This window comes from Enterobacter cloacae complex sp. P29RS, from assembly GCF_014893445.1.
GTDB classification, from domain to species: Bacteria; Pseudomonadota; Gammaproteobacteria; order Enterobacterales; family Enterobacteriaceae; genus Enterobacter; species Enterobacter intestinihominis.
On record NZ_JADBPZ010000014.1, the window covers coordinates 1 to 23,573 of the forward strand.

23 protein-coding genes and 1 other RNA gene are annotated in these 23,573 nt (G+C 57.3%); 10 read left to right on the forward strand and 14 right to left on the reverse strand.

Annotated features, from left to right (window positions below; all coding sequences use genetic code 11):
• Positions 1 to 137: 137 nt before the first annotated feature.
• Entirely contained in the window at positions 138 to 797 is a 660-nt protein-coding gene (locus IM282_RS12030) for a hemolysin III family protein (protein ID WP_022649307.1), read from the reverse strand.
• 266 nt (positions 798 to 1,063) lie between these two features.
• Here IM282_RS12030 and IM282_RS12035 point away from each other — a divergent pair, with 266 nt between their 5' ends.
• The 6 genes from IM282_RS12035 (at position 1,064) to IM282_RS12060 (ending at position 6,981) form a co-directional block, all read left to right on the forward strand.
• Entirely contained in the window at positions 1,064 to 1,795 is a 732-nt protein-coding gene (locus IM282_RS12035; protein ID WP_022649308.1) for a MurR/RpiR family transcriptional regulator, read from the forward strand.
• A 116-nt stretch (positions 1,796 to 1,911) separates the two neighbouring features.
• Positions 1,912 to 3,345, forward strand: a complete 1,434-nt coding sequence (gene bglA / locus IM282_RS12040) for a 6-phospho-beta-glucosidase BglA (protein ID WP_063152119.1) — start codon at positions 1,912 to 1,914, stop codon at positions 3,343 to 3,345.
• Positions 3,346 to 3,469: 124 nt separating this feature from the next.
• Positions 3,470 to 3,829, forward strand: coding sequence for a hypothetical protein (locus IM282_RS12045; protein ID WP_022649310.1), 360 nt, complete (start codon positions 3,470 to 3,472; stop codon positions 3,827 to 3,829).
• Positions 3,830 to 3,877: 48 nt separating this feature from the next.
• On the forward strand, positions 3,878 to 5,887 hold the full coding sequence (locus IM282_RS12050; protein ID WP_192970428.1) for a protein-disulfide reductase DsbD: 2,010 nt from the start codon (positions 3,878 to 3,880) through the stop codon (positions 5,885 to 5,887).
• Position 5,888: 1 nt separating this feature from the next.
• Positions 5,889 to 6,491 carry a DsbA family protein gene (locus tag IM282_RS12055; RefSeq protein ID WP_023298545.1) on the forward strand — a complete coding sequence of 201 codons (603 nt, stop codon included), beginning with the start codon at positions 5,889 to 5,891 and terminating at the stop codon, positions 6,489 to 6,491.
• Positions 6,481 to 6,981 carry a protein disulfide oxidoreductase gene (locus IM282_RS12060; protein ID WP_032626112.1) on the forward strand — a complete coding sequence of 167 codons (501 nt, stop codon included), beginning with the start codon at positions 6,481 to 6,483 and terminating at the stop codon, positions 6,979 to 6,981. Before IM282_RS12055 ends, IM282_RS12060 begins: the two co-directional genes overlap by 11 nt.
• A 2-nt stretch (positions 6,982 to 6,983) precedes the next feature.
• On the opposite strand, the gene IM282_RS12065 is transcribed toward IM282_RS12060, so the two are convergent.
• The 8 genes from IM282_RS12065 to IM282_RS12100 form a co-directional block, all read right to left on the reverse strand.
• On the reverse strand, positions 6,984 to 7,727 hold the full coding sequence (locus IM282_RS12065) for an SDR family oxidoreductase (RefSeq protein ID WP_063146839.1): 744 nt from the start codon (positions 7,725 to 7,727) through the stop codon (positions 6,984 to 6,986).
• Positions 7,728 to 7,797: 70 nt separating this feature from the next.
• Positions 7,798 to 10,671 carry an aminomethyl-transferring glycine dehydrogenase gene (gene gcvP / locus IM282_RS12070; protein WP_045308801.1) on the reverse strand — a complete coding sequence of 958 codons (2,874 nt, stop codon included), beginning with the start codon at positions 10,669 to 10,671 and terminating at the stop codon, positions 7,798 to 7,800.
• A gap of 127 nt (positions 10,672 to 10,798) precedes the next feature.
• On the reverse strand, positions 10,799 to 11,188 hold the full coding sequence (gene gcvH, locus IM282_RS12075) for a glycine cleavage system protein GcvH (protein ID WP_006811885.1): 390 nt from the start codon (positions 11,186 to 11,188) through the stop codon (positions 10,799 to 10,801).
• Between the two features lie 23 nt (positions 11,189 to 11,211).
• Positions 11,212 to 12,306: a glycine cleavage system aminomethyltransferase GcvT gene (gene gcvT / locus IM282_RS12080; protein ID WP_003860107.1), complete on the reverse strand. Its 1,095-nt coding sequence runs from the start codon at positions 12,304 to 12,306 to the stop codon at positions 11,212 to 11,214.
• A gap of 397 nt (positions 12,307 to 12,703) precedes the next feature.
• Positions 12,704 to 13,906, reverse strand: a complete 1,203-nt coding sequence (gene ubiI, locus IM282_RS12085) for an FAD-dependent 2-octaprenylphenol hydroxylase (RefSeq protein WP_022649317.1) — start codon at positions 13,904 to 13,906, stop codon at positions 12,704 to 12,706.
• Between the two features lie 12 nt (positions 13,907 to 13,918).
• Positions 13,919 to 15,097, reverse strand: a complete 1,179-nt coding sequence (gene ubiH, locus IM282_RS12090) for a 2-octaprenyl-6-methoxyphenyl hydroxylase (protein WP_192970429.1) — start codon at positions 15,095 to 15,097, stop codon at positions 13,919 to 13,921.
• On the reverse strand, positions 15,094 to 16,407 hold the full coding sequence (pepP, locus tag IM282_RS12095; protein ID WP_150312642.1) for a Xaa-Pro aminopeptidase: 1,314 nt from the start codon (positions 16,405 to 16,407) through the stop codon (positions 15,094 to 15,096). The genes ubiH and pepP overlap by 4 nt, the downstream gene beginning before the upstream one ends.
• A gap of 31 nt (positions 16,408 to 16,438) precedes the next feature.
• On the reverse strand, positions 16,439 to 17,017 hold the full coding sequence (locus IM282_RS12100; protein ID WP_003860099.1) for a YecA family protein: 579 nt from the start codon (positions 17,015 to 17,017) through the stop codon (positions 16,439 to 16,441).
• A 167-nt stretch (positions 17,018 to 17,184) separates the two neighbouring features.
• Between IM282_RS12100 and zapA the strand changes: the two genes are divergently transcribed.
• The 3 genes from zapA to IM282_RS12115 all read left to right on the forward strand — a co-directional run bounded on the left by zapA (position 17,185) and on the right by IM282_RS12115 (position 18,360).
• The gene (gene zapA / locus IM282_RS12105; RefSeq protein WP_003860096.1) at positions 17,185 to 17,514 is read left to right on the forward strand and encodes a cell division protein ZapA; all 330 of its coding nucleotides are present in this window, start codon (positions 17,185 to 17,187) and stop codon (positions 17,512 to 17,514) included.
• A gap of 41 nt (positions 17,515 to 17,555) precedes the next feature.
• Positions 17,556 to 17,739, forward strand: a non-coding RNA gene (ssrS, locus tag IM282_RS12110) — 6S RNA.
• Positions 17,740 to 17,763: 24 nt separating this feature from the next.
• Positions 17,764 to 18,360 (forward strand): 5-formyltetrahydrofolate cyclo-ligase, encoded by a 597-nt coding sequence (locus IM282_RS12115; RefSeq protein ID WP_038416693.1) that lies wholly within the window; start codon positions 17,764 to 17,766, stop codon positions 18,358 to 18,360.
• 34 nt (positions 18,361 to 18,394) lie between these two features.
• Here the strand turns inward: IM282_RS12115 and IM282_RS12120 are convergent, their stop codons facing one another.
• The 3 genes from IM282_RS12120 to rpiA all read right to left on the reverse strand — a co-directional run bounded on the left by IM282_RS12120 (position 18,395) and on the right by rpiA (position 20,978).
• Positions 18,395 to 18,619, reverse strand: coding sequence for a hypothetical protein (locus tag IM282_RS12120; RefSeq protein WP_192970430.1), 225 nt, complete (start codon positions 18,617 to 18,619; stop codon positions 18,395 to 18,397).
• 201 nt (positions 18,620 to 18,820) lie between these two features.
• A complete protein-coding gene (gene serA, locus IM282_RS12125; RefSeq protein WP_022649321.1) occupies positions 18,821 to 20,053 on the reverse strand; it encodes a phosphoglycerate dehydrogenase in 1,233 nt (410 codons plus the stop codon).
• Between the two features lie 265 nt (positions 20,054 to 20,318).
• Positions 20,319 to 20,978 (reverse strand): ribose-5-phosphate isomerase RpiA, encoded by a 660-nt coding sequence (rpiA, locus tag IM282_RS12130; protein ID WP_022649322.1) that lies wholly within the window; start codon positions 20,976 to 20,978, stop codon positions 20,319 to 20,321.
• Between the two features lie 127 nt (positions 20,979 to 21,105).
• Between rpiA and argP the strand changes: the two genes are divergently transcribed.
• Positions 21,106 to 21,999, forward strand: coding sequence for a DNA-binding transcriptional regulator ArgP (gene argP / locus IM282_RS12135; protein WP_003860089.1), 894 nt, complete (start codon positions 21,106 to 21,108; stop codon positions 21,997 to 21,999).
• A 42-nt stretch (positions 22,000 to 22,041) separates the two neighbouring features.
• Here argP and IM282_RS12140 read toward each other — a convergent pair whose 3' ends face one another.
• Together IM282_RS12140 and argO are read right to left on the reverse strand one after the other, a co-directional pair.
• A complete protein-coding gene (locus IM282_RS12140; RefSeq protein ID WP_022649323.1) occupies positions 22,042 to 22,764 on the reverse strand; it encodes an oxidative stress defense protein in 723 nt (240 codons plus the stop codon).
• Between the two features lie 92 nt (positions 22,765 to 22,856).
• The gene (gene argO / locus IM282_RS12145; RefSeq protein ID WP_003860085.1) at positions 22,857 to 23,492 is read right to left on the reverse strand and encodes an arginine exporter ArgO; all 636 of its coding nucleotides are present in this window, start codon (positions 23,490 to 23,492) and stop codon (positions 22,857 to 22,859) included.
• Positions 23,493 to 23,573 lie beyond the last annotated feature (81 nt).

Below are 23,573 nucleotides of genomic sequence, written 5' to 3' on the forward strand. Positions count from 1 at the left end.
CCGTATGTTCCCCTCACCCTAACCCTCTCCCCGGAGGGGCGAGGGGATTGCTCAGTGCTCGCATTAATTTGTGGGGAACCCTCAGCCCACCGGGAGAGGGTCGGGGTGAGGGCATCAGACCGCACCTTACAAAAAAACTACACCTGACCAACATACAGATAAATTGCCAGAAAGTGGCACACGCTGCCGCCCAGCACAAAGCCGTGCCAGATGGCATGGTTGTACGGGATACGCTTGCAGACGTAGAAAATCACGCCCAGCGAGTAGATCACTCCGCCCACCGCCAGAAGCGTCACGCCCCCCACCGCCAGCTTAATGGCTAACTGATACACCACAATCAGCGACAGCCAGCCCATTGTCAGATAGGTGACCAGTGACAACACTTTGAACCGGTGCGCGATGGTCAGCTTGAACAGGATCCCCAGCAGCGCCAGGCTCCAGATTACAATCATCAGGCCACGCGACAGCGGTGAGTTGAGCCCCACCAGCAAAAATGGCGTGTAAGTGCCTGCAATGAGAAGATAGATTGCGCAGTGGTCAAATTTCTTGAGCCATATCTTCGCCCGTTGATGCGGAATAGCGTGATACAGCGTTGAGGCAAGGAAAAGCAGGATCATACTCCCGCCATACAGGCTGTAGCTGGTAATGGCCATCGCGCTGGCGTTGGTATCTACCGCCTGCACCAACAGCAATACTAAGCCGACAATCCCAAACACCAGGCCGATGCCATGGCTTATACTGTTGGCTACTTCCTCAGCCAGCGAATATCCCTGTGCGATTAATGGTCTGCTCACCATACTTAACTCCGGGAAAACAAAAGATGATTATTCATCGCCAGTCTATGCTAACTGAGAATGATTCCAGTGAACACCTGTTAGCTAAAATAAATCCCCAATAAGAATTTATCTTTATAAATCAAACAAATACAAACCAAACCCACCGCACAGATGTAAATAATTTCATTAACACCTGAGTAATCAAGGAGATAAATCCGTCTCTCACCCTTCGTCATCATGGTATGCTTCAGGGATAGTGTCCGACAGCGAGTTTAGCCATTGTGAGTATGTTCAGCCATTCCGCCATTGCCAGCCTCAACAATCTGGAAATGATGGTCTACAACTATGTCATTAAGAACCGTGACAAAGTGATGTACATGACCATCCGCGAGCTGGCGGATGCGGCGGGAGTCTCTACCACTACTATCCTGCGCTTCTGCCGAAAGCTCAACTGCGAAGGCTACTCGGAATTTCGGGTGCGCTTTAAACTCTATCTGGAGCAGAACGAGCCGCAGCAGGCGAATTTTGGTGCCAGTGAAATTATCAGCTTCTTTAAAAGCGTAAATAACGAAGAGTTCGATGCGTTATTAGATAAAGCCGTCGATATTATTTTATCATCTGAACGAATTATTTTTGTTGGCGCAGGCACGTCCGGATCGCTGGCAAAATATGGCGCACGTTTCTTTTCAAATATCGGGAAATTCAGCAACCATATCGACGATCCTTATTTCCCGGTCACTAACGATATGGCTAAAAATGCACTGGCCATTGTACTTTCCGTCTCCGGAGAAACCGAGGAAATCCTGCGCTTCGCCAGCCAGTTCAGCCTGCATCGCTGCAAGGTGCTCTCTGTCACCAGCCACGAACATTCTCGTCTCGCGAAACTGGCGGACTTTAATCTCTCCTGGCATGTCCCCCAAACGCGCATAGGCGGCGTTTACGATATAACCACCCAAATTCCCGTCATCTATATTCTGGAATCATTAGGCCGGAAACTGGCGAAGAAATTAACAGAATAAAACATCCTGTTTTTTTGATGTGACAAATTACAATTTCCGCAAAATGTTATATCGTGACATTTATTTCCGCTTTGCTAGACTCGAAATCATTAAGTCCTGAATTGAGAATAGCAAAGATGAAAAAACTCACTTTACCGAAAGATTTTTTATGGGGCGGCGCGGTGGCGGCGCACCAGGTTGAAGGCGGCTGGAACAAAGGCGGCAAAGGGCCAAGCATTTGCGACGTGCTCACCGGCGGCGCACACGGCGTTCCGCGTGAAATCACGCAGGAAGTGATTGAAGGCAAATATTACCCGAACCACGAAGCCGTCGACTTTTACGGCCATTACAAAGAAGACATCAAGCTGTTTGCCGAGATGGGCTTCAAATGTTTCCGTACCTCTATCGCCTGGACGCGCATCTTCCCGAAAGGCGACGAAACTCAGCCAAACGAAGAGGGGCTGAAGTTTTACGACGACATGTTCGATGAACTGCTGAAGTACAACATCGAGCCGGTGATCACCCTCTCCCACTTTGAAATGCCGCTGCACCTCATTCAGGAATACGGCGGATGGACCAACCGTAAAGTAGTCGATTTCTTTGTACGCTTCTCGGAAGTGGTATTTGAGCGCTACAAAAATAAGGTCAAATACTGGATGACCTTCAACGAAATCAACAACCAGCGCAACTGGCGTGCGCCGCTGTTCGGCTACTGCTGCTCTGGCGTGGTCTATACCGAGCACGACAACCCGGAAGAGACCATGTACCAGGTGCTGCACCACCAGTTCGTGGCCAGCGCGCTGGCGGTGAAAGCCGCCCGCCGCATTAACCCGGAGATGAAAGTCGGCTGCATGCTGGCGATGGTGGCGCTCTATCCATACTCCTGCAAGCCAGAAGATGTCATGTTTGCTCAGGAATCCATGCGCGAGCGCTACGTCTTTACCGACGTACAGCTGCGCGGCTACTACCCGTCTTACGTGCTGAACGAGTGGGAACGCCGTGGCTTCTCCATCAAAATGGAAGCAGGCGACGAGCAGATCCTGCGTGAAGGCACCTGCGATTACTTAGGTTTCAGCTACTACATGACCAACGCGGTCAAAGCGGAAGGCGGCACCGGTGATGCCATTTCCGGCTTCGAGGGCAGCGTGCCGAACCCACACGTCAAGGCGTCCGACTGGGGCTGGCAGATTGACCCTGTGGGCCTGCGTTATTCACTGTGTGAACTGTACGAGCGCTACCAGAAGCCGCTGTTTATCGTGGAAAATGGTTTCGGCGCCTACGACAAGGTGGAAGAGGACGGCAGCATCAACGATGACTACCGCATCGACTACCTGCGCGCCCATGTGGAAGAGATGATGAAGGCGGTGACCTGGGACGGTGTGGATCTGATGGGCTACACCCCGTGGGGCTGCATCGACTGCGTCTCCTTCACCACCGGCCAGTACAGCAAGCGCTACGGCTTTATCTACGTCAACAAGCACGACGACGGCACCGGTGACATGTCCCGCTCCCGTAAGAAGAGCTTTGAGTGGTATAAAACCGTCATTGCCAGCAACGGCGAAACGCTGTAATGGCTTGCCCTCTCTGCAAGCGGAGAGGGCAAACTGCTTATCTTCCAGACACTTCTTTACAGCTTTTGCGTTGCCAAAATATGTTCGCCCGATAATATAGGCATCCTGAATATTTGAGGCGAACATGATTAAGCGACAACGCAACGCTATCCTGCTTGTAGCCCTGGCCTGCCTGGTGGTACTGATATGTACCGCCCAGCGGATGGCCGGGATGCACGCGCTTGTCATGAACGTCACCGCCACGAGCCAGTCTGTTCAGCAGGGGCAGGAGAGTGCCGACGCACCGGTAACCCCGTGTGAGCTAAGCGCCAAGTCGCTGATGTCGGTCCCGCCTGTTTTGTTTGAAGGCGCCCTGATTGCCGTCACCCTGCTGCTTGCGTTGCTGGCAGCCAGTCCACCGCGCCGCGAACGGCAGTGGCCTCCCCGCGTTATCTCCCCGCCCCGGTTAAGGGTGCATCTGCGATTATGCGTCTTCCGTGAATGAGCCTTCGCCTGTTACTTCAGGTTAATTCATCATTTACGGAGAAAATTTATGTTTACTGTATTCAGGCGACTGCTGGTCTGCCTGCTTTGGCTATGGCTGCCCCTCAGCCAGGCTGCCGACAGCGGCTGGCTGCGCGCCGCCGATAATCAGCACGCCAGCGTCAGGCTGCGTGCGCAACCTGAAAGCACTGGCGAAACCCGCCTGCTGCTGGACGTCGCCCTGCAAAAAGGCTGGAAAACCTACTGGCGCTCGCCGGGCGAAGGCGGCGTCGCACCCGCGATTAAATGGCATCAGCCCGTCGAGGCGATCTGGCGCTGGCCTGTGCCGCAGCGTTTCGACGTCGCGGGTATCACCACGCAGGGCTATCACGGCGATGTCAGCTTTCCCCTCACTCTGCGGGGCGACGTCCCGACGATCCTGAGCGGCGTGCTGACTCTCTCCACCTGTAGCAACGTCTGTATTCTTACCGACTACCCGTTTTCACTGAACATGACCGCATCCGCAGGCGCCGGTTTTGATTACGATTTCAGTCGGGCCATGGGCACCCTTCCGCTCAGCGGCGGGTTGACCTCAACGCTTAACGCCACCTATACCCCCGGCAAGCTGACCGTAACAGCGCAGCGTGACGCAGGCTGGCAGGCGCCGTCCCTGTTTATCGACGGTATGGATGATGTTGATTTCGGCAAACCGGCCCTCACCGTGCGCGGTGATTCGCTGGTCGCCACCGTGCCCGTGACGGACAGCTGGGGCGAGGCCGCGCCCAACCTCAGCGGCAAAACCCTGTCGCTGGTTCTGGCCGATAGCGGGCAGGCGCAGGAGTCCAGCCTGAGCATTCAGCCGGGGAACGCCGCGCCGACACTCTCGTTAGGCTGGGTGCTGCTGATGGCGCTGGCTGGCGGTCTGATCCTTAACGTCATGCCCTGCGTACTGCCCGTGCTGGCCATGAAGCTGGGCACGCTGATGCAAACCGAACGGCAGGCGCGGGGTCAGGTACGCCGACAGTTTCTTGCGTCGGTAGCCGGGATCGTGATCTCGTTCCTCGCGCTGGCGCTGATGATGACGGTTTTACGCTTAGGCAATCAGGCACTCGGCTGGGGGATCCAGTTCCAGAACCCGTGGTTTATTGGTGCGATGACGCTGGTGATGGTGCTTTTCAGCGCCAGCCTGCTGGGGTTGTTTGAAATCCGTCTCCCTTCCGGCGCCAGCACCTTCCTCGCCACGCGCGGCGGTAACGGGCTTGCGGGTCATTTCTGGCAAGGCGCTTTTGCCACGCTGCTGGCGACACCCTGCACCGCGCCGTTCCTGGGTACGGCGGTCTCGGTCGCGCTGGCGGCGCCGCTTCCCCTGCTGTGGGGGATCTTCCTGGCGATGGGTATCGGCATGAGCCTGCCGTGGCTGCTGGTGGCGGCCTGGCCGGGGCTGGCCCTGCGGTTGCCGCGTCCGGGGCGCTGGATGAACGTTGTACGCATAGTGCTGGGGATAATGATGCTCGGCTCATCGCTGTGGCTGCTGAGCCTGCTGACGGTGCATATTGGCAGCCTGCCGGTCATTACGCTGGGCGTGCTGCTGATCCTTGCGCTGCTGCTGGTCACCGCCTGGCGCTACCGCTGGCAAACGGCACTGCGCGCCGGGGTATTAGCTGTACTGGTGGCCGGGGTGGTCGCGTTTGTTTCCGGCTCCGGCGGCGAGGGCTCCCGCCGCGATCGTATTCACTGGCAGCCGCTCAGCGAGCAGGCCATTGCCCGCGCGCTGGCGGAGAACAAACGGGTGTTCGTCGACGTGACCGCCGACTGGTGCGTGACCTGTAAAGCCAATAAATACAACGTGCTGCTGCGCGACGACGTGCAGGATGCGTTCTCCGCCCCGGACGTTGTCGCCCTGCGCGGCGACTGGAGCCGCCCCTCAGATACCATCAGCCAGTTTTTAACCACGCGCGGCAGCGCGGCCGTGCCGTTTAACCAGATCTACGGACCGGGATTACCGCAGGGCCACGTGCTGCCTGCGTTGTTAAGCCGCGAAGCGGTGCTGAGCACCCTGTCCGATGCAAAAGGAAAATAACATGAGAACCTTCGTTGCCTTACTTCTGCTGTCGTTATCAACGTTCGGTTTCGCCGCACCGTCAGATGACGCTTCCAACGACCAGCTGGCAAAACTGCTGTTTAACGACCCCAACAGCCCGCGAACCGGCGCGACATCGCCGAAGCTCACCATCGTCTCCTTCACAGACTACAACTGCCCGTATTGCAAGCAGTTCGACCCAATGCTGGAGAAAATCGTGCACGATAATCCCGACGTGCAGCTCATCATCAAACTGCTGCCGTTCAAGGGACAAAGCTCGGTAAATGCCGCGAAAGCGGCGCTCTCAACGTGGCAGCAGGCGCCGGATCAATTCTGGGCACTACACCAGCGGCTGATGATGAAAAAGGGCTATCACGATGACGCCAGCATCGCCGCCGCGCAGGTGAAGACCGGGACGGACAGCATTAAAACCGATGATAAAACTATGGACAGCGTAAAGATGAACCTGATCCTGGCGCAGGTGCTGAATATTCAGGGCACCCCGGCGACCATCATCGGTGACCAGATGGTGGCGGGCGCAATCCCGTATGACGATCTGGAGGGGCTGGTCAAAGAACAGCTGGCAAACGCCCGTGGCAAGTAAGCTTCCGCGCCTGCTGCGCGAGCTGGCCGTGTGGCTGCTGATTGGCGTAGCCGTGAGCCTGGCGGTGGACTATTTCCGCCAGCCCGCGCTGCCGCAGAATTTCTCCGCGACGGCACTGCACACCCTCGACGGTCAGCCCGTCGATCTTATCGCCATGAGTAAGGAGCGACCGCTGCTGGTCTACGTCTGGGCGACATGGTGCGGCGTCTGCCGCTACACCACGCCGTCGGTGGCGGCGATTGCCGCGGACGGGGGTAACGTGATGTCGGTTGCGCTGCGCTCAGGCGATAACGCGACGCTCGAAACATGGATGAGAAAGAAGAAGGCGATGATGCCCACGGTCAACGACGCCAGCGGAGAACTGGCGCGTCAGTGGGACGTTCAGGTGACGCCAACGCTTGTGGTGATCTCTCACGGTGAAGTGAAGTCGATCACCACCGGCTGGACCAGCGGCTGGGGAATGCGTCTGCGGCTGTGGCTGGCGTCGTAGCGTTACTTCCCGCCAGCCAGCTCCAGGAAGCTACCGGTGACATAGGAGGCTTTGTCGCTCAGCAGCCAGGAAATGGCCTGGGCGACCTCCTCCGGCTGACCGCCACGCTGCATCGGTAACATCGACTTCACCCGATCCACACGCCCCGGCTCGCCGCCGGAGGCGTGAATATCGGTATAAATCAGGCCTGGCCGCACGCAGTTAACGCGAATGCCCTGCGCCGCCACCTCCAGCGCGAGGCCGGTGGTGAGGGAATCCACCGCCCCTTTGGAGGCAGCATAATCCACATACTCCCCCGGTGCGCCCAGTCGTGAGGCCGCCGAGGAGACATTCACAATCGCGCCGCCCTTGCCGCCGTGTTTATGCGACATGCGCTTCACCGCCTCACGGCAGCAGAGAAAATAGCCAGTGACGTTGGTGGACAGCACGCGGTTAATACGTTCAGCTGAGAGGTTTTCGATGGAGGATTGTTCAAACAAAATCCCGGCGTTGTTCACCAGCGCGGCGAGCGGCTCACCTTCGCGATCGATGCTGTCGAACATCGCCATCACCTGCGATTCATCGCTGATATCCGCGCGCACGGCAAAGGCCTTACCGCCCGCGTCCACGATCTGATTAATGACCTCTGTCGCGGCTTTGATGTTGTGATGAAAATTCACCGCAACGGTGTAGCCTTCGCTTGCCAGCTGTAGCGCGGTGGCTTTACCAATACCCCGGCTGGCGCCGGTGACCAATGCAATTGCCATTCTTTTCTCCCAATAAAAAAGCCGGGTGGCGGCTTCGCCTTACCCGGCCTACGTTACTACAGGAACAACGTTACTGGTATTCGCTCATCGGTACGCAGGAGCAGAACAGGTTACGGTCGCCGTAAACATCATCAAGACGTTTCACGGTTGGCCAATATTTGTTTGCCACACCTGCCGGGAAGACAGCCAGCTCGCGGGTATAACCGTGGTTCCACTCTGCCACCAGTTCGTTCTGGGTATGCGGCGCGTTAACCAGGGGGTTATCTTCCAGCGTCCATTCCCCGCCTTTCACGCGGTCGATTTCGCTGCGGATCGCCAGCATCGCGTCGATAAAGCGATCCAGCTCCACCTTGCTTTCAGACTCGGTCGGCTCAACCATCAGCGTTCCTGCAACCGGGAAGGACATGGTTGGCGCGTGGAAGCCGTAGTCGATCAGGCGCTTGGCAATATCCAGCTCGCTGATGCCCGTCTCTTCTTTCAGAGGACGAATATCGAGGATGCATTCGTGCGCCACGCGACCATCGCGGCCGGTGTAGAGCACCGGATAGGCGTCTTTCAGACGTGTTGCGATGTAGTTGGCGTTGAGGATCGCCACCTGGCTGGCCTGCTTGAGCCCTTCCGCGCCCATCATGCGGATGTACATCCAGCTGATTGGCAGGATAGAGGCGCTGCCGAACGGTGCCGCGGAGACCGCGCCCTGACGGGTCAGCATGCCTTCAATCTGCACCACGCTATGGCCTGGCACAAACGGTGCCAGGTGCGCTTTGACGCCGATTGGGCCCATGCCCGGGCCGCCGCCGCCGTGCGGAATGCAGAACGTTTTATGCAGGTTGAGGTGCGACACGTCCGCGCCAATAAAGCCCGGAGAGGTGATGCCCACCTGGGCGTTCATGTTCGCACCGTCGAGGTAAACCTGGCCGCCGAACTGATGCACCACTTCACATACTTCACGGATCGTTTCTTCGTACACGCCGTGGGTGGACGGGTAGGTCACCATGATGCAGGAGAGTTTGTCGCCTGCCTGCTCTGCTTTGGCGCGCAGGTCGGCCAGATCGATGTTGCCGTTTTTGTCGCACGCCACAACCACCACTTCCATTCCTGCCATCTGGGCAGAAGCCGGGTTGGTACCGTGGGCAGAGCTTGGGATCAGACAGATATCGCGGTGGCCTTCGTTGCGGCTTTCGTGATAGTGACGGATCGCCAGCAGACCGGCGTATTCACCCTGCGCACCGGAGTTCGGCTGCATGCAGAGCGCGTCGTACCCGGTCAGCTTCACCAGCCAGTCGGAGAGCTGGTTGATCATCATGTGATAACCTTCCGCCTGCTCAGCCGGGCAGAACGGGTGCAGCTCGGAGAATTCAGGCCAGGTGATTGGGATCATCTCAGCCGCGGCGTTCAGCTTCATGGTGCAGGAGCCCAGCGGGATCATCGCCTGGTTCAGCGCCAGATCTTTACGTTCCAGAGAGTGCATGTAACGCATCATCTCGGTTTCGCTGTGATAGCGGTTGAACACCGGGTGAGTCAGGATCGCGTCGTCGCGCAGCATGCTTTCCTGAATGGAGCGGCTGTCGAGCGCAACCTCTTTGTCGAGCGTATCAACGTCCAGACCCTGTGCGTCACCCAGCAATACGTTGAACAGGGTCAGGATATCGTCACGGGTGGTGCTTTCGTCCAGCGTAATACCGACCGCATTGTGAATGTCGCTGCGCAGGTTGATTTGTGCTGCCTCGGCGCGCGCCAGCACGGCCGCTTTGTCTGCCACCTCGACGCAGAGGGTGTCGAAGTAGTGCTCATGACGCAGTCTGAGACCTTTCTGTTGCAGACCGCAGGCCAGGATATCGGCCAGACGGTGGATGCGGCTGGCAATGCGTTTCAGGCCAGCCGGACCGTGGAACACCGCGTATAAGCTGGCAATGTTAGCCAGCAGCACCTGCGAGGTACAGATGTTGGAGTTCGCTTTCTCGCGGCGGATATGCTGCTCGCGGGTCTGCATCGCCATGCGCAGCGCGGTGTTACCGGCGGCATCTTTCGATACGCCGATAATACGGCCTGGCATGGAACGTTTAAATTCATCTTTCGCGCCAAAGAACGCCGCGTGCGGGCCGCCGTAGCCCATCGGCACGCCGAAGCGTTGCGCTGAGCCGAAGACAATATCCGCGCCCTGTTTACCCGGCGCCGTCAGCAGCACCAGCGCCATAAAATCTGCGGCGACGCTAACAATAACCTTACGGGATTTGAGCTCGGCGATCAGCGCGCTGTAATCATGCACTTCCCCGGTGGTGCCCACCTGCTGTAACAGCACGCCGAAGACGTCCTGGTGATCCAGCACTTTGTCAGCGTCGTCGACAATCACCTCAAAGCCGAAGGTTTCCGCACGGGTGCGCACCACGTCCAGCGTCTGGGGATGCACGTCCGCCGCGACGAAGAAGCGGTTGGCGTTTTTCAGCTTGCTCACGCGCTTCGCCATCGCCATCGCTTCAGCGGCGGCAGTGGCTTCATCCAGCAGCGAGGCAGAGGCGATATCCATACCGGTCAGATCCAGCGTCACCTGCTGGAAGTTCAGCAGCGCTTCCAGACGGCCCTGGGAGACTTCTGGCTGATACGGGGTGTAAGCGGTGTACCAGCCCGGGTTTTCCAGCATGTTACGCAGGATCACCGGCGGTAATTGCACGTTGGTGTAGCCCATGCCGATGTAAGACTTATAGCGCTTGTTAAGGCCGGCGATGGCCTTCAGCTCCGCCAGCGCGGCGAACTCCGTCGTGGACTCGCCTACCTGCGGCGGCGTGGCAAGCTGGATGTCTTTTGGCACGATCTGGCCGATCAGTGCGTTTAATGAATCCGCGCCAACTGTCTTCAGCATCTCCTGCTGTTGCTGAGCATCCGGCCCAATGTGACGTTCAATGAAGGCGCCACGGTTTTCAAGCTGGCTTAAAGTCTGTGTCATGAGCGATGGTTCCTGAAACGTGCAGTGAATCGTAATTATCTGTAACGCTGTTGCCCGGTGGCGCTAACGCTTACCGGGCCTACGTAGATCTGTAGGCCGGATAAGCGCAGCGCCATCCGGCACAACGTTATTCGTCTTCCAGTAGTGCTTCGTACGCGGTCGCATCCAGCAGCGCGGCAACCTGCGCTTCGTCGCTGGCTTTGATCTTAAAGATCCAGCCGCCTTCATAAGGCTCGCTGTTCACCAGCTCCGGGGAGTCGCTCAGCGCGTCGTTCACGGCAACAATTTCACCGCTCACCGGAGCGTAGATGTCAGAGGCCGCTTTAACGGATTCCGCCACCGCACAGTCGTCGCCTGCGCTCACGGTTGCGCCCACTTCCGGCAGGTCAACAAACACCATGTCGCCCAGCAGTTCCTGCGCGTGCTCGGTGATCCCAACGGTGTAAGTGCCGTCCGCCTCTTTGCGCAGCCACTCGTGTTCTTTGCTGTATTTCAGTTCTGCTGGCACATTGCTCATTGAAGTTCTCCTGATAAAAATAGTTAGGCGACCGGCTTACCGGCGCGAACAAAAATCGGTTTGGTCACGTTGACCGGCATTTCGCGGTTGCGGATCTGCACCACCGCCGTTTCGCCAATCCCCGCTGGCACGCGTGCCAGTGCAATACTGTAGCCGAGCGTCGGGGAGAACGTTCCGCTGGTGATCACGCCTTCGCGATGATTGCCATCGGCATCGGTGAAGCGCACCGGCAGCTCGCCGCGCAGAACGCCTTTTTCTTTCATCACCAGGCCAACCAGCTGTTCAGTGCCCTTCTCGCGCTGCATCTCCAGCGCTTCACGGCCAATAAAATCACGGTCAGCCGGTTCCCACGCGATGGTCCAGCCCATGTTGGCCGCCAGCGGTGAGACGCCTTCGTCCATCTCCTGACCGTAGAGGTTCATCCCCGCTTCCAGACGCAGCGTATCGCGCGCGCCCAGGCCCGCAGGCTTCACACCCGCCTCCACCAGCGCACGCCAGAAATCGGCGGCCTTTTCGTTTGGCATTGCAATTTCGTAGCCCGCTTCACCGGTGTAGCCGGTGGTGGCGATAAACAGATCCCCCGCCTGCACGCCGAAGAACGGCTTCATGCCTTCGGTTGCTTTGCGCTGCTCGTCGCTAAACAGAGACGCGGCTTTCGCCTGGGCGTTTGGCCCCTGCACCGCAATCAGCGACAGATCGTCACGAACGGTGATGTCGATGGCGTAAGGTTCAGCGTGTTGGGAAATCCAGGAGAGGTCTTTTTCGCGGGTGGCGGAGTTTACAACGAGGCGGAAGAAATCTTCGGTGAAGTAGTAGACGATGAGGTCGTCAATCACGCCGCCAGAGGCATTGAGCATGCCGGTATAGAGCGCTTTGCCCGGCGTTTTTAGTTTGGCGACGTCGTTTGCCAACAGATAACGCAAAAACTCCCGGGTGCGGCTTCCGCGCAGGTCGACAATCGTCATATGAGACACGTCGAACATACCGGCATCGGTGCGCACCGCGTGGTGCTCATCAATCTGCGAGCCGTAGTGCAGCGGCATCATCCAGCCGTGGAAGTCCACCATGCGGGCGCCGCATAACACGTGCTGTTCGTACAAAGGAGTCTGTTGAGCCATCTTTTCCTCGTTGAAAAATTCACCGTGAAACCCGGTGTCGACCTCGCGATCGGGGGCCGACGCAAACGTTCTCTTTTACCTGAACTTACCACCGAAACCGGCGGTTAACCATAAGGTAAAACGGGTCATCACATTAGCTTATGACCAAAAATCGCTGAAAAGCCTACAGAGTTATTCACTGGTAAAATGCGATTAAACCCGCATAAAATTAACATCGAGCTAACAGGATTTAGCAGATGGTGATATTTCGTGCGGAAAAACGGGCCGAATTTCCGTAACATAAAAATAGTAAGATTAGATTTTCTAATGCGAAAAATAACGTGAAATTAGATTATTTCAAACGAGGAGATTTCCCCGGCGCGAAGGCCGGGAAAATAAAGTGTGACGGGGATCGAGATTAACGTAACCAGTCGGGAAGATCGTTAAGGCCCATTGCCTGACGAAGAAGCTGCGGTTTGACGCCGGGAAGGGTGTCGGCCAGTTTGAGGCCGATATCGCGCAGCAGTTTTTTCGCCGGGTTCGCTCCGGCAAATAGCTCGCGGAAGCCCTGCATACCCGCCAGCATCATCGCCGCACTGTGTTTGCGGCTGCGCTCGTAGCGACGCAGATACAGATGCTGACCAATATCTTTACCTTCCCGATGCAGACGACGCAGCTCTTCAACCAGCTCGGCCGCGTCCATAAAGCCGAGGTTCACCCCCTGCCCGGCCAGCGGATGAATCGTATGCGCCGCATCCCCCACCAACGCCAGACGGTGCGCCGCAAACTGACGCGCGTAGCGACCGGTTAACGGAAACGCCTGGCGTTCGCTTTCAAGCGTGCACAGGCCCAGACGGTTATCAAACGCCACGCATAGCGCCTGATTAAAGGCGTCCGGCGTCGCCTCCTGCATCTGCTGCGCTTTCTCCGGCTCTAAAGACCAGACGATGGAGCAGAGATGCGGATCAGCAAGCGGCAGGAAGGCCAGAATGCCATCATTGTGGAAAATCTGGCGCGCCACGCCACCATGCGGCTCTTCGGTGCGGATTGTGGCAACCAGGGCGTGATGACGGTAATCCCAGAAGGTCAGCGGAATATCCGCTTTGTTACGCAGCCAGGAATTGGCGCCGTCGGCACCCACTACCAGCCGCGCGGTCAGCATATCGCCGCTTTCAAGAGTGATAAACGCGTCGTTTTCGCCCCACGCCACCTGCTGAAGTTTCGCCGGTGCGATCAGCGTGACGTCGCTGCACTGCTGCGCTTTTTGCCACAGCGCGTGGTGGATCACCGCGTTTTCAACGATGTGCCCAAGGTGGCTGTAGCCCATGCTTTCATCGTCAAACGCGATATGGCCGAAGCTGTCTTTATCCCACACTTCCATGCCATGGTAACAGCTGGCACGCAGCGCCACGATTTCAGACCAGACGCCAAGGTGCGTCAGTAGCTTTTCGCTGGCGGCATTGATCGCCGAGACGCGCAGCTCCGGCGGTGCATCCTGCGCCACAGGCTGCGGCGCATTTTGCTCAAGCACCGCCACGCGCAGGCCGCTGCCCTGTAAACCACAGGCCAGCGCCAGTCCTACCATTCCGCCGCCGACAATGGCGACATCAACATTTTGCACGGTGATTACTCCTTAACGCGCGACCCAACCCAGGGTCCGCTGCGCCAGCACGTCACGTGCCGGAATGAACAGTTCCATCGCCATCAGCCCAAGGTTGCGACCCGCAACCAGCGGTGCCCAGCGATTGGCAAACAGGTGGACTAAACCGTCGGTAACGCCAATGGTCGCCGCTTTGTCCGCCTGACGTCGTTTCTGGTAATGGCTCAGCACTGAGTATGCGCCACAATCCTGTTGTTCGCTCCACGTCTGCGCCAGTAGCTCAGCCAGGCTCATCACGTCGCGCAGGCCAAGGTTAAAGCCTTGCCCGGCGATGGGGTGCAGCGTCTGCGCGGCGTTGCCGACCAGAGCGACGCGATGGGAGACAGTCTGCGATGCGGTCGTCAGCGCGAGCGGATAGGCCACGCGTTTTCCGGCCTGGGTGATACGCCCAAGCCGCCAGCCGAAGGCTTTTTGCAGCTCGGAACTAAAACGTTCGTCGGACCAGGAGAGAACCTCATCGGCCCGGTCCTGCGCATGGCACCACACCAGCGAGCAGCGCCCGTTCGACATCGGCAGCATGGCCAGCGGGCCGTGCTCCGTGAAGCGCTCAAATGCCCTGCCGTTATGCGTGCCAGCCGTAGAGACGTTAGCGATGACCGCCACCTGCCCATAGGGTTCAGAGCGCAATTCGACGCCGCACTGCGTGGCGATCGCGGAGCGTGAACCATCCGCCGCCACCAGCAGTTCCCCCTCCAGCGTGGTGCCGTTGTCCAGCGTCACGCTGACGGCTTCGTCACGGCGGCTAAAGCTGGCGACGCGCGCCGGACAGTGCAGCGTGACGCCAGGCGCGTCCTGTAACAGACGGAACAGCCGCAGCCCTACGTCATGCAGCTCGACAACCTGCCCCAGCGCCTCGATCCGGTAATCGTGGGCATCCAGCGTCACAAACCCGGCGTGCCCGCGATCGCTGACGTGAACGGTGCCGATCGCCGTTGCGCAATCCGCTATCACCTGCCAGATCCCAATACGCGCAAGCTGCTGACAGGTTCCCTGCGCCAGCGCGATAGCGCGGGCGTCGAAACCGGGATGATCGGTCGCCTGCGGCGCGACCGCCTCAACCAGATGCACCGGAAGCTGGCCCTGGGTTAACTGCGAAATAGCCAACGCCAGAGTAGCGCCGGTCATGCCTCCGCCAACGATGATTACGCTCATCCGCGTGCCGCCGCCATCAGCGCCTCGATGTCGTCGGCTTTTTTCACCACGGTCGCGGTCAGGTTTTCGTTACCGGTTTCTGTAATGACGATGTCATCTTCAATACGAATGCCGATACCGCGGTACTGTTCCGGCACGTCGGCATCCGGCGCGATGTACAGCCCCGGCTCAACGGTCAGCACCATGCCAGGCTCCAGCACGCGCGAACGTTCCGGACCGTATGCCCCCACGTCATGCACATCCAGCCCCAGCCAGTGGCTCAGGCCATGCATAAAGTACGGGCGATGGGCGTTTTCGGTTATAAGGGTGTCCACATCGCCTTTCAGAATGCCAACCTTCACCAGCCCGGTAATCATGATGCGCACCACCTCGCCCGTAACCTCCTGGATGGAGGTGCCAGGGCGGAACAGCGTCAGCGCGGTCTCCAGAGACTCAAGCACGATGTCATAGATTTCACGCTGCGCTGGGGTGAATTTACCGTTCACCGGGAAGGTACGGGTGATGTCGCCCGCGTAACCCTGATATTCACAGCCGGCGTCAATCAGCACCAGATCGCCGTCGCGCAGTTCACTTTCGTTTTCGGTGTAGTGCAGAATGCAGCCGTTTTCCCCGCCGCCTACGATGGTGTTATAGGACGGGAAGCGCGCGCCGTGACGGTTAAATTCATGGTGAATTTCCCCTTCAAGCTGGTACTCGAACATACCGGGACGGCACTTTTCCATGGCGCGGGTATGCGCCAGGGCGCTGATTTCGCCCGCGCGGCGCATCACGTTCAGCTCTTCTTCAGACTTAAACAGGCGCATCTCATGCACCACCGGTCGCCAGTCTGTCAGGGTTGCGGGTGCAGACAAATTCTGACGTGAGCCTTTACGCAGCTTATCCAGCGCAGTGAAAACAATCTCATCCGCATAGGCGTATTCACCCTGCGCGTGGTACAGCACGTCCAGGCCGTTGAGCAGTTGATAGAGCTGCTGGTTGATTTCGCTGTAGGCCAGCGCGCGGTCCACGCCCAGTTTTTCCGGCGCCGCCTCCTGACCTAAGCGGCGGCCAAACCAGATTTCCGCAGTCAGATCGCGAACGCGGTTGAAAATCACGCTGTGGTTGTGGGTGTCATTGCTTTTAATCAGCACCAGTACCGCTTCCGGCTCGTTAAACCCGGTGAAGTACCAGAAATCACTGCTCTGGCGATAGGGGTATTCGCTGTCGGCGCTGCGCGTCACTTCCGGCGCGGCGAAAATCAGGGCAGCGCTTCCCGGCTGCATTTTTGCCAGCAGCGCCTGACGACGGCGAGAATACTCTTGACTGGAGATAACCATGACACCCTCCTGTGCGTTATTTTTCTTAGTGTAATGTTGGCTTGCGAACTTCCGGCGCGGTCGGCTGCGAGCGCGTAAAGTTGTCGTGGCACAGCAGAGACGCCACGCGCACGTACTCGATGATCTCTTCGAGAGACATCTCCAGCTCTTCCTGGTCTTCGTCTTCATCGTAGCCGAGCTGGGCGATGTTACGCAGATCGTCGATCGCTTCACCCGCTTCGCCGGTCACTTTATCCAGTTTAGGCTGGGTTACGCCCAGGCCAAGCAGATAGTGGTTTACCCAACCCGCGAGCGCATCAGCGCGATCGAAGACGCTGACATCGTCGCCTTCAGGCAGATAAAGCTGAAAAAGAAAGCCATCGTCTTCCAGGGAATCGCTGGTTGCGGCGTGCATTTTACGCAGCGCTTCCGCCAGTTCGTGGCCAAACGCCAGCCCTTCGTTGGTGAGGTCGTGGATCAGCGGCTGCCATGAGCTGTCGCTGTTTCCGCCGCACAGTATGCCGCTGATCAGACCGTGCATTTCGGCAGGGGTTAGACCGACTCCCTGCTGGTTCAGTAACTGGTTTAAATCCTTGTAACCAGGCATTTCGTTCTGTATAGACATACGCATTCGTCATCAAAGGGAGGATATTCATGATATGCTACCACTTTGGACCCTGGTGATACCAGAAAAGGGCTTGTATCTTCACATCAGGGTAGCTATAGTGTCGCCCCTTCGCAGCCCCCGGGGCAGTAAGCGAAGGCAGCGCAGTCAATCAGCAGGAAGGTGGCATGTCTGCACAACCCGTCGATCTCCAGATTTTTGGCCGTTCACTGCGAGTGAATTGTCCGCCTGAACAAAGGGATGCTTTGAATCAGGCTGCGGACGATTTGAATCAGCGGTTGCAAGATCTAAAAGAACGCACTAGAGTCACAAATACTGAGCAGCTGGTTTTCATCGCCGCGTTGAACATCAGCTATGAACTGACTCAGGAAAAAGCGAAGACCCGCGATTACGCGGCAAGCATGGAGCAGCGCATTAAAATGCTCCAGCAGACCATTGAACAGGCATTGCTTGATCAAGGTCGCAGTCCTGAAAGACCGGGACCAAAGTTTGAATAACACTTCTCAGTTGACTATGGTAGAGTAACTGTGAAGACAAAATTTCTCTGAGATGTTTGCAAGCGGGCCAGTCCCCTGAGCCGATATTTCATACCACAAGAATGTGGCGCTCCATGGTTGGTGAGCATGCTCGGTCCGTCCGAGAAGCCTTAAAACTATGACGACACATTCACCTTGAACCAAGGGTTCAAGGGTTACAGCCTGCGGCGGCATCTCGGAGATTCCCTCTCTCTTCTTCTACCAACTACCATGACTCAATTCCCTGAAGTTTCTGCTTCACGCCAGGATATCCGTCAGCTCATTCGCCAGCGTCGTCGTGCCTTAAGCGCCGAACAACAGACACAGTTTGCCCAGCAGGCTGCCGCCCGTATGATGGCCTATCCGCCTGTGGTGATGGCAAACACCGTCGCCCTGTTTCTTTCGTTTGATGGTGAGCTGGATACCCAACCGCTTATCGACCAGCTCTGGCGCGCCGGGAAAAAAGTTTATCTGCCGGTGCTGCATCCCTTTAGCCGGGGCAATCTGCTGTTTCTGCACTACCATCCGCACAGCGAGCTGGTGGTGAATCGTCTGAAAATCACCGAACCCAAACTCGACGTGCGCGATGTGCTGCCGCTATCTGAACTGGATGTGCTGATTACGCCGCTGGTGGCGTTTGACGAGCAGGGACAGCGCCTGGGAATGGGCGGTGGTTTTTACGACAGAACGCTACAAAACTGGCAGCAGTACGGATTGCAGCCGGTGGGCTATGCGCATGATTGTCAGGGCGTGGAGGCATTACCCGTAGAGAAATGGGATGTGCCGTTACCGGCGGTGGTGACGCCCAGTAAAACCTGGACCTGGTAGAACAAAGCCGGGTGGCGGCTACGCCTTACCCGGCCTACATAAATCCTCGAACTTTGTAGGTCGGGTAAGCGTAAGCGCCACCCGACACACAGACCGCACGAACATTGTAGGTCGGGTAAGCGTAAGCGCCACCCGACACACAGACCGCACGACCGTTGTAGGTCGGGTAAGCGTGAGCGCCACCCGACACACAGACCGCACGAACATTGTAGGTCGGGTAAGCGTGAGCGCCACCCGACACCACAGACCGCACGAACATTGTAGGTCGGGTAAGCGTAAGCGCCACCCGACACACAGACCGCACGAACATTGTAGGTCGGGTAAGCGTAAGCGCCACCCGACACACAGACCGCACGAACATTGTAGGTCGGGTAAGCGTGAGCGCCACCCGACACACAGACCGCACGAACATTGTAGGTCGGGTAAGCGTAAGCGCCACCCGACACCACAGACCGCACTATCAGTACAGCAGACGCGCGCGAATCGTCCCCGGAATGGCCTTCATGCTCTGCAATGCTTTCTCGGCAATGTCTTCATCCGCTTCAATATCAATCACCACATAACCCATCTGCGCGTTCGTTTGCAGATACTGCGCGGCAATGTTGACGCCCTGTTCGGCAAAGATCTGGTTGATAGCAGTCAGCACGCCCGGACGGTTTTCGTGAATGTGCAGCAGACGACGCCCGCCGTGTAGCGGCAGAGACACTTCCGGGAAGTTCACCGCAGAGAGCGTTGAACCGTTGTCGGAATATTTGCTCAGCTTGCCCGCCACTTCCAGGCCGATATTCTCCTGCGCTTCCTGAGTAGAACCGCCGATGTGCGGCGTCAGGATCACGTTGTCGAACTCGCACAGCGGAGAGGTGAACGGATCGCTGTTGGTGGCCGGTTCCGTCGGGAACACGTCAATCGCCGCACCCGCCAGATGCTTACGCTTCAGCGCATCGCACAGCGCAGGAATATCGACCACTGTACCGCGCGCGGCGTTGATCAGCAGTGAGCCCGGCTTCATCAGCGCCAGCTCTTCCGCTCCCATCATGTTTTTTGTGGACGCATTTTCCGGCACGTGCAGGCTGACCACGTCGCTCATGTTCAGCAGGTCAGAAAGATGCTGCACCTGCGTCGCGTTACCCAGCGGCAGTTTGTTTTCGATATCGTAGAAAAACACGTGCATGCCAAGGGATTCCGCCAGAATACCAAGCTGCGTACCGATGTGGCCGTAACCAATAATCCCGAGTTTTTTACCACGCGCTTCGTAGGAGCCCGCGGCCAGTTTATTCCACACGCCGCGGTGCGCTTTGGCGTTAGCTTCCGGAATACCGCGAAGGAGTAGCAGCAGCTCGCCAATCACCAGCTCCGCCACGGAACGGGTGTTGGAGAACGGGGCGTTAAAGACCGGGATACCGCGTTTTGCGGCAGCATTCAGATCAACCTGGTTGGTACCGATACAGAAACAGCCAATCGCCACCAGCTTTTCCGCCGCAGCAATAACGTCTTCAGTCAGTTGGGTACGGGATCGCAGGCCAATGAAATGGGCATCACGGATGGACGCTTTCAGCTCTTCAGTATCCAGCGCGCCTTTGTGAAATTCGATGTTGGTGTAACCTGCAGCGCGAAGGCTATCGAGCGCTTTCTGGTGCACGCCTTCAACCAGCAGGAATTTAATCTTGTCTTTCTCCAGTGATACCTTTGCCATTTACCCGACCCTGTTTTTATCTGAACTGATGTTGTGCTGGATATAAATCCCGTGCAGCCAACATATCAAAAAAAACTATTGCAGCAATATGAACGTTTGCGTCGGCACTCTGAAGAAAAGTCATACAGAGCAAAATGACAGAGGAAAATGCTATGGAAATTTACAAACGCGGAAGGATCGGCAAAAGAGGCGGAAAAACGTGACACAAGTCACCGAATTTAGCTTTTCAAAATTTTTTAGCGGGGGGAGCGCTCCCCCCGTCAGATCATTTTACGATGGTTTTTACACCGTCAGCCGTGCCGATCAGCGCCACGTCCGCGCCACGGTTGGCAAATAACCCTACGGTAACGACGCCCGGAATGCCGTTGATCGCATTTTCCAGCGCAATGGCATCGAGGATCTCAAGGCCGTGAACGTCGAGGATCACGTTGCCGTTGTCGGTCACCACACCCTGACGGTATTCCGGACGACCACCCAGCTTCACCAGTTGACGTGCCACGGCACTGCGCGCCATCGGGATCACTTCGACCGGCAGCGGGAAACTCCCCAGAATGTCGACCTGCTTGGAGGCGTCGGCGATGCAGATGAACTTATCCGCCACGGAGGCAATGATTTTTTCACGGGTCAGCGCCGCGCCACCGCCTTTGATCATCTGCATGTGGCCGTTGATTTCATCCGCGCCATCAACGTAAATGCCCAGACGGTCCACTTCGTTGAGGTCGAAAACAGTGATGCCGAGGCTTTTCAGCTTTTCCGTGGAAGCATCGGAGCTCGAAACCGCGCCCTCGATTTGCCCCTTCATCGTGCCCAGCGCATCGATAAAGTGCGCCGCCGTCGATCCCGTACCAACACCGACAATGGTACCCGGCTGTACGTACTGGAGAGCGGCCCATCCTACTGCTTTTTTCAGTTCATCCTGCGTCATGATCGTTTTGCCTGTGGTGTGAAAACTCAGGGCGCATTATAGAACACGTCGAATGGATTTCGTCTGCCACGAAGGGAAAATTGTGTCATAGTGCAGATTAAGCAAAATTAAGGAGTCAGCCAGAGCAATGAAACGTCCGGACTACAGAACACTACAGGCACTTGATGCAGTTATTCGTGAACGCGGTTTTGAGCGCGCGGCGCAAAAGCTGTGCATCACCCAGTCCGCCGTATCACAGCGTATCAAACAGCTTGAAAACATGTTCGGGCAGCCGCTGCTGGTGCGTACCGTACCGCCGCGTCCAACGGAGCAAGGACAAAAGCTCCTCGCCCTGCTGCGCCAGGTTGAACTGCTGGAAGACGAGTGGCTGGGCGATGAACAGACCGGCTCCACGCCGCTGCTGCTGTCGCTGGCGGTGAACGCCGACAGTCTGGCAACCTGGCTGCTGCCGGCCCTTGCGCCGGTGCTGGCCGACTCCCCTATCCGCCTGAATCTCCAGGTTGAAGATGAAACCCGCACCCAGGAACGCCTGCGTCGCGGCGAAGTGGTTGGTGCCGTCAGTATTCAGCCTCAGGCGCTGCCAAGCTGTCTGGTGGATCAGTTGGGCGCGCTGGATTACCTCTTCGTCGGTTCAAAAGCCTTTGCCGAGCGCTATTTCCCGAACGGTGTGACCCGCGCCGCGCTGCTAAAAGCCCCTGCCGTCGCGTTCGACCATCTGGACGATATGCATCAGGCCTTCCTGCAGCAAAACTTCGATCTGCCGCCGGGCAGCGTGCCGTGTCATATCGTTAACTCGTCCGAAGCCTTTGTGCAGCTTGCACGTCAGGGAACCACCTGCTGCATGATCCCGCATCTGCAGATTGAGAAAGAGTTGAAAAGCGGTGAGCTGATTGATTTAACTCCGGGGCTGTATCAGCGCCGGATGTTGTACTGGCACCGTTTTGCTCCGGAAAGCCGCATGATGCGCAACGTCACCGACGCGCTGCTGGCGTTTGGGCATAAGGTGTTAAGACAGGATTGAAAAACAAGCCGGGTGGCGGCTTCGCCTTACCCGGCCTACGGGTTACTGAGCTGGCTTTTCAGTCGGCTCCAGCTGGAACACCACATCAACCTGATCGTCGAACTGAATGGTTGGCTGCTCGTAGGTTTCCTGAGCAGAAACCGGCGCGGCGTCCGCTTTCATCATCCGCACCATCGGGCTTGGCTGGTAGTTTGAGACGTGGTAACGCACGCTGTAAACCGGACCGAGCTTGCTCTTGAAGCCGGATGCCAGCTGCTGTGCCTGATGAATGGCATCATCAATCGCCGCTTTACGCGCTTCGTCTTTATACTTCTCCGGTTGCGCAACGCCCAGCGAGACGGAACGAATTTCGTTCAGCCCTGCCTTCAGCGCACCATCCAGCAATCCGTTGAGCTTATCAAGCTGGCGCACGGTCACTTCTACAGTACGCACGGCGCGATAGCCTTTCAGGATGCTTTTGCCGTTCTGGTAATCGTAATCCGGTTGAGTACGCAGGTTCGCAGAGCTGATGTCTTTTTTCGCGACACCGTTCTGTTCCAGGAAAGAGAGGTATTGCGCAACACGATCGTCTGCCTGTTTCTTGGCGGAAGCAGCATCTTTCGCCGCCACGTTCACTTCAATTGCCAGGGTTGCAACATCCGGTACCGCATCCACGCTTGCCGTACCTGAAGTGACAATGTGCGGGCCGTTTGGCAGTTCATTCGCCTGCACCGACACCGCACCTAAACTTACTAATGCCGCCAGGGCCATCACCTTAAACTTCACTGTCATTCCTCCATGTTGCGAAGAGTGCCCTGTTAACAGGGCTCATGCCAGCAAGCTTAGCGGGTCTTGTTCAGATGTCCATAAGACAACGCTTAGTTGAACAATCCCTGTACGTGATGAATGCCCTCTTTCGCCAGCTGGAAGGCAATAAACCACATCACCAGCCCCACCAGGGTATTGATAATGCGCTGCGCTTTGGCGGTACGCAGTCGTGGCGCCAGCCACGCCGCCAGGATCGCAAGACCAAAGAACCAGAGGAAGGAGGCGCTGACCGTACCGAGCGCAAACCAGCGTTTCGGCTCAACGTCCAGCTGTCCACCCAGGCTGCCGAGCACCACGAACGTATCAAGATAAACGTGCGGGTTAAGCCATGTCACGGCGAGCATGGTGACGATAATCTTCCAGCGCCCTTGCTTCATCACTTCGGCGCTCGCCAGCTCAAGATTGCTGCTCATGGCCGTTTTCAGGGCGCCAAACCCGTACCACAGCAGAAACGCTACGCCGCCCCAGGTAACCAGCGCCAGCAGCCACGGCGACTGCATCAACAGGGCGCTGCCGCCAAAAATCCCGGCGCAAATCAGCAGCAGATCGCTCACCGCGCACAGCAAGGCAATCATTAGATGGTACTGACGGCGGATACCCTGATTCATCACGAACGCATTTTGTGGACCAAGGGGAAGGATCATGGCCGCACCTAACGCAAGCCCTTGAAAATAGTAAGATAACATAACGTAATTCTCGCAGAGTTGTCCTGGGGCAGACTATACTGCGGGAACGACATTAGAGGAAATGGATAATATTAATTGGGG

Excerpts from the sequence above, each read along its gene's own strand:
- IM282_RS12030 (WP_022649307.1), bottom strand. The coding sequence starts at position 797 with ATGGTGAGCAGACCATTAATCGCACAGGGATATTCGCTGGCTGAGGAA.
- IM282_RS12035 (WP_022649308.1), top strand. The coding sequence starts at position 1,064 with ATGTTCAGCCATTCCGCCATTGCCAGCCTCAACAATCTGGAAATGATG.
- bglA (WP_063152119.1), top strand. The coding sequence starts at position 1,912 with ATGAAAAAACTCACTTTACCGAAAGATTTTTTATGGGGCGGCGCGGTG.
- IM282_RS12045 (WP_022649310.1), top strand. The coding sequence starts at position 3,470 with ATGATTAAGCGACAACGCAACGCTATCCTGCTTGTAGCCCTGGCCTGC.
- IM282_RS12050 (WP_192970428.1), top strand. The coding sequence starts at position 3,878 with ATGTTTACTGTATTCAGGCGACTGCTGGTCTGCCTGCTTTGGCTATGG.
- IM282_RS12055 (WP_023298545.1), top strand. The coding sequence starts at position 5,889 with ATGAGAACCTTCGTTGCCTTACTTCTGCTGTCGTTATCAACGTTCGGT.
- IM282_RS12065 (WP_063146839.1), bottom strand. The coding sequence starts at position 7,727 with ATGGCAATTGCATTGGTCACCGGCGCCAGCCGGGGTATTGGTAAAGCC.
- gcvP (WP_045308801.1), bottom strand. The coding sequence starts at position 10,671 with ATGACACAGACTTTAAGCCAGCTTGAAAACCGTGGCGCCTTCATTGAA.
- gcvH (WP_006811885.1), bottom strand. The coding sequence starts at position 11,188 with ATGAGCAATGTGCCAGCAGAACTGAAATACAGCAAAGAACACGAGTGG.
- gcvT (WP_003860107.1), bottom strand. The coding sequence starts at position 12,306 with ATGGCTCAACAGACTCCTTTGTACGAACAGCACGTGTTATGCGGCGCC.
- ubiH (WP_192970429.1), bottom strand. The coding sequence starts at position 15,097 with ATGAGCGTAATCATCGTTGGCGGAGGCATGACCGGCGCTACTCTGGCG.
- IM282_RS12100 (WP_003860099.1), bottom strand. The coding sequence starts at position 17,017 with ATGTCTATACAGAACGAAATGCCTGGTTACAAGGATTTAAACCAGTTA.
- zapA (WP_003860096.1), top strand. The coding sequence starts at position 17,185 with ATGTCTGCACAACCCGTCGATCTCCAGATTTTTGGCCGTTCACTGCGA.
- IM282_RS12115 (WP_038416693.1), top strand. The coding sequence starts at position 17,764 with ATGACTCAATTCCCTGAAGTTTCTGCTTCACGCCAGGATATCCGTCAG.
- IM282_RS12120 (WP_192970430.1), bottom strand. The coding sequence starts at position 18,619 with ATGTTCGTGCGGTCTGTGGTGTCGGGTGGCGCTCACGCTTACCCGACC.
- serA (WP_022649321.1), bottom strand. The coding sequence starts at position 20,053 with ATGGCAAAGGTATCACTGGAGAAAGACAAGATTAAATTCCTGCTGGTT.
- rpiA (WP_022649322.1), bottom strand. The coding sequence starts at position 20,978 with ATGACGCAGGATGAACTGAAAAAAGCAGTAGGATGGGCCGCTCTCCAG.
- argP (WP_003860089.1), top strand. The coding sequence starts at position 21,106 with ATGAAACGTCCGGACTACAGAACACTACAGGCACTTGATGCAGTTATT.
- argO (WP_003860085.1), bottom strand. The coding sequence starts at position 23,492 with ATGTTATCTTACTATTTTCAAGGGCTTGCGTTAGGTGCGGCCATGATC.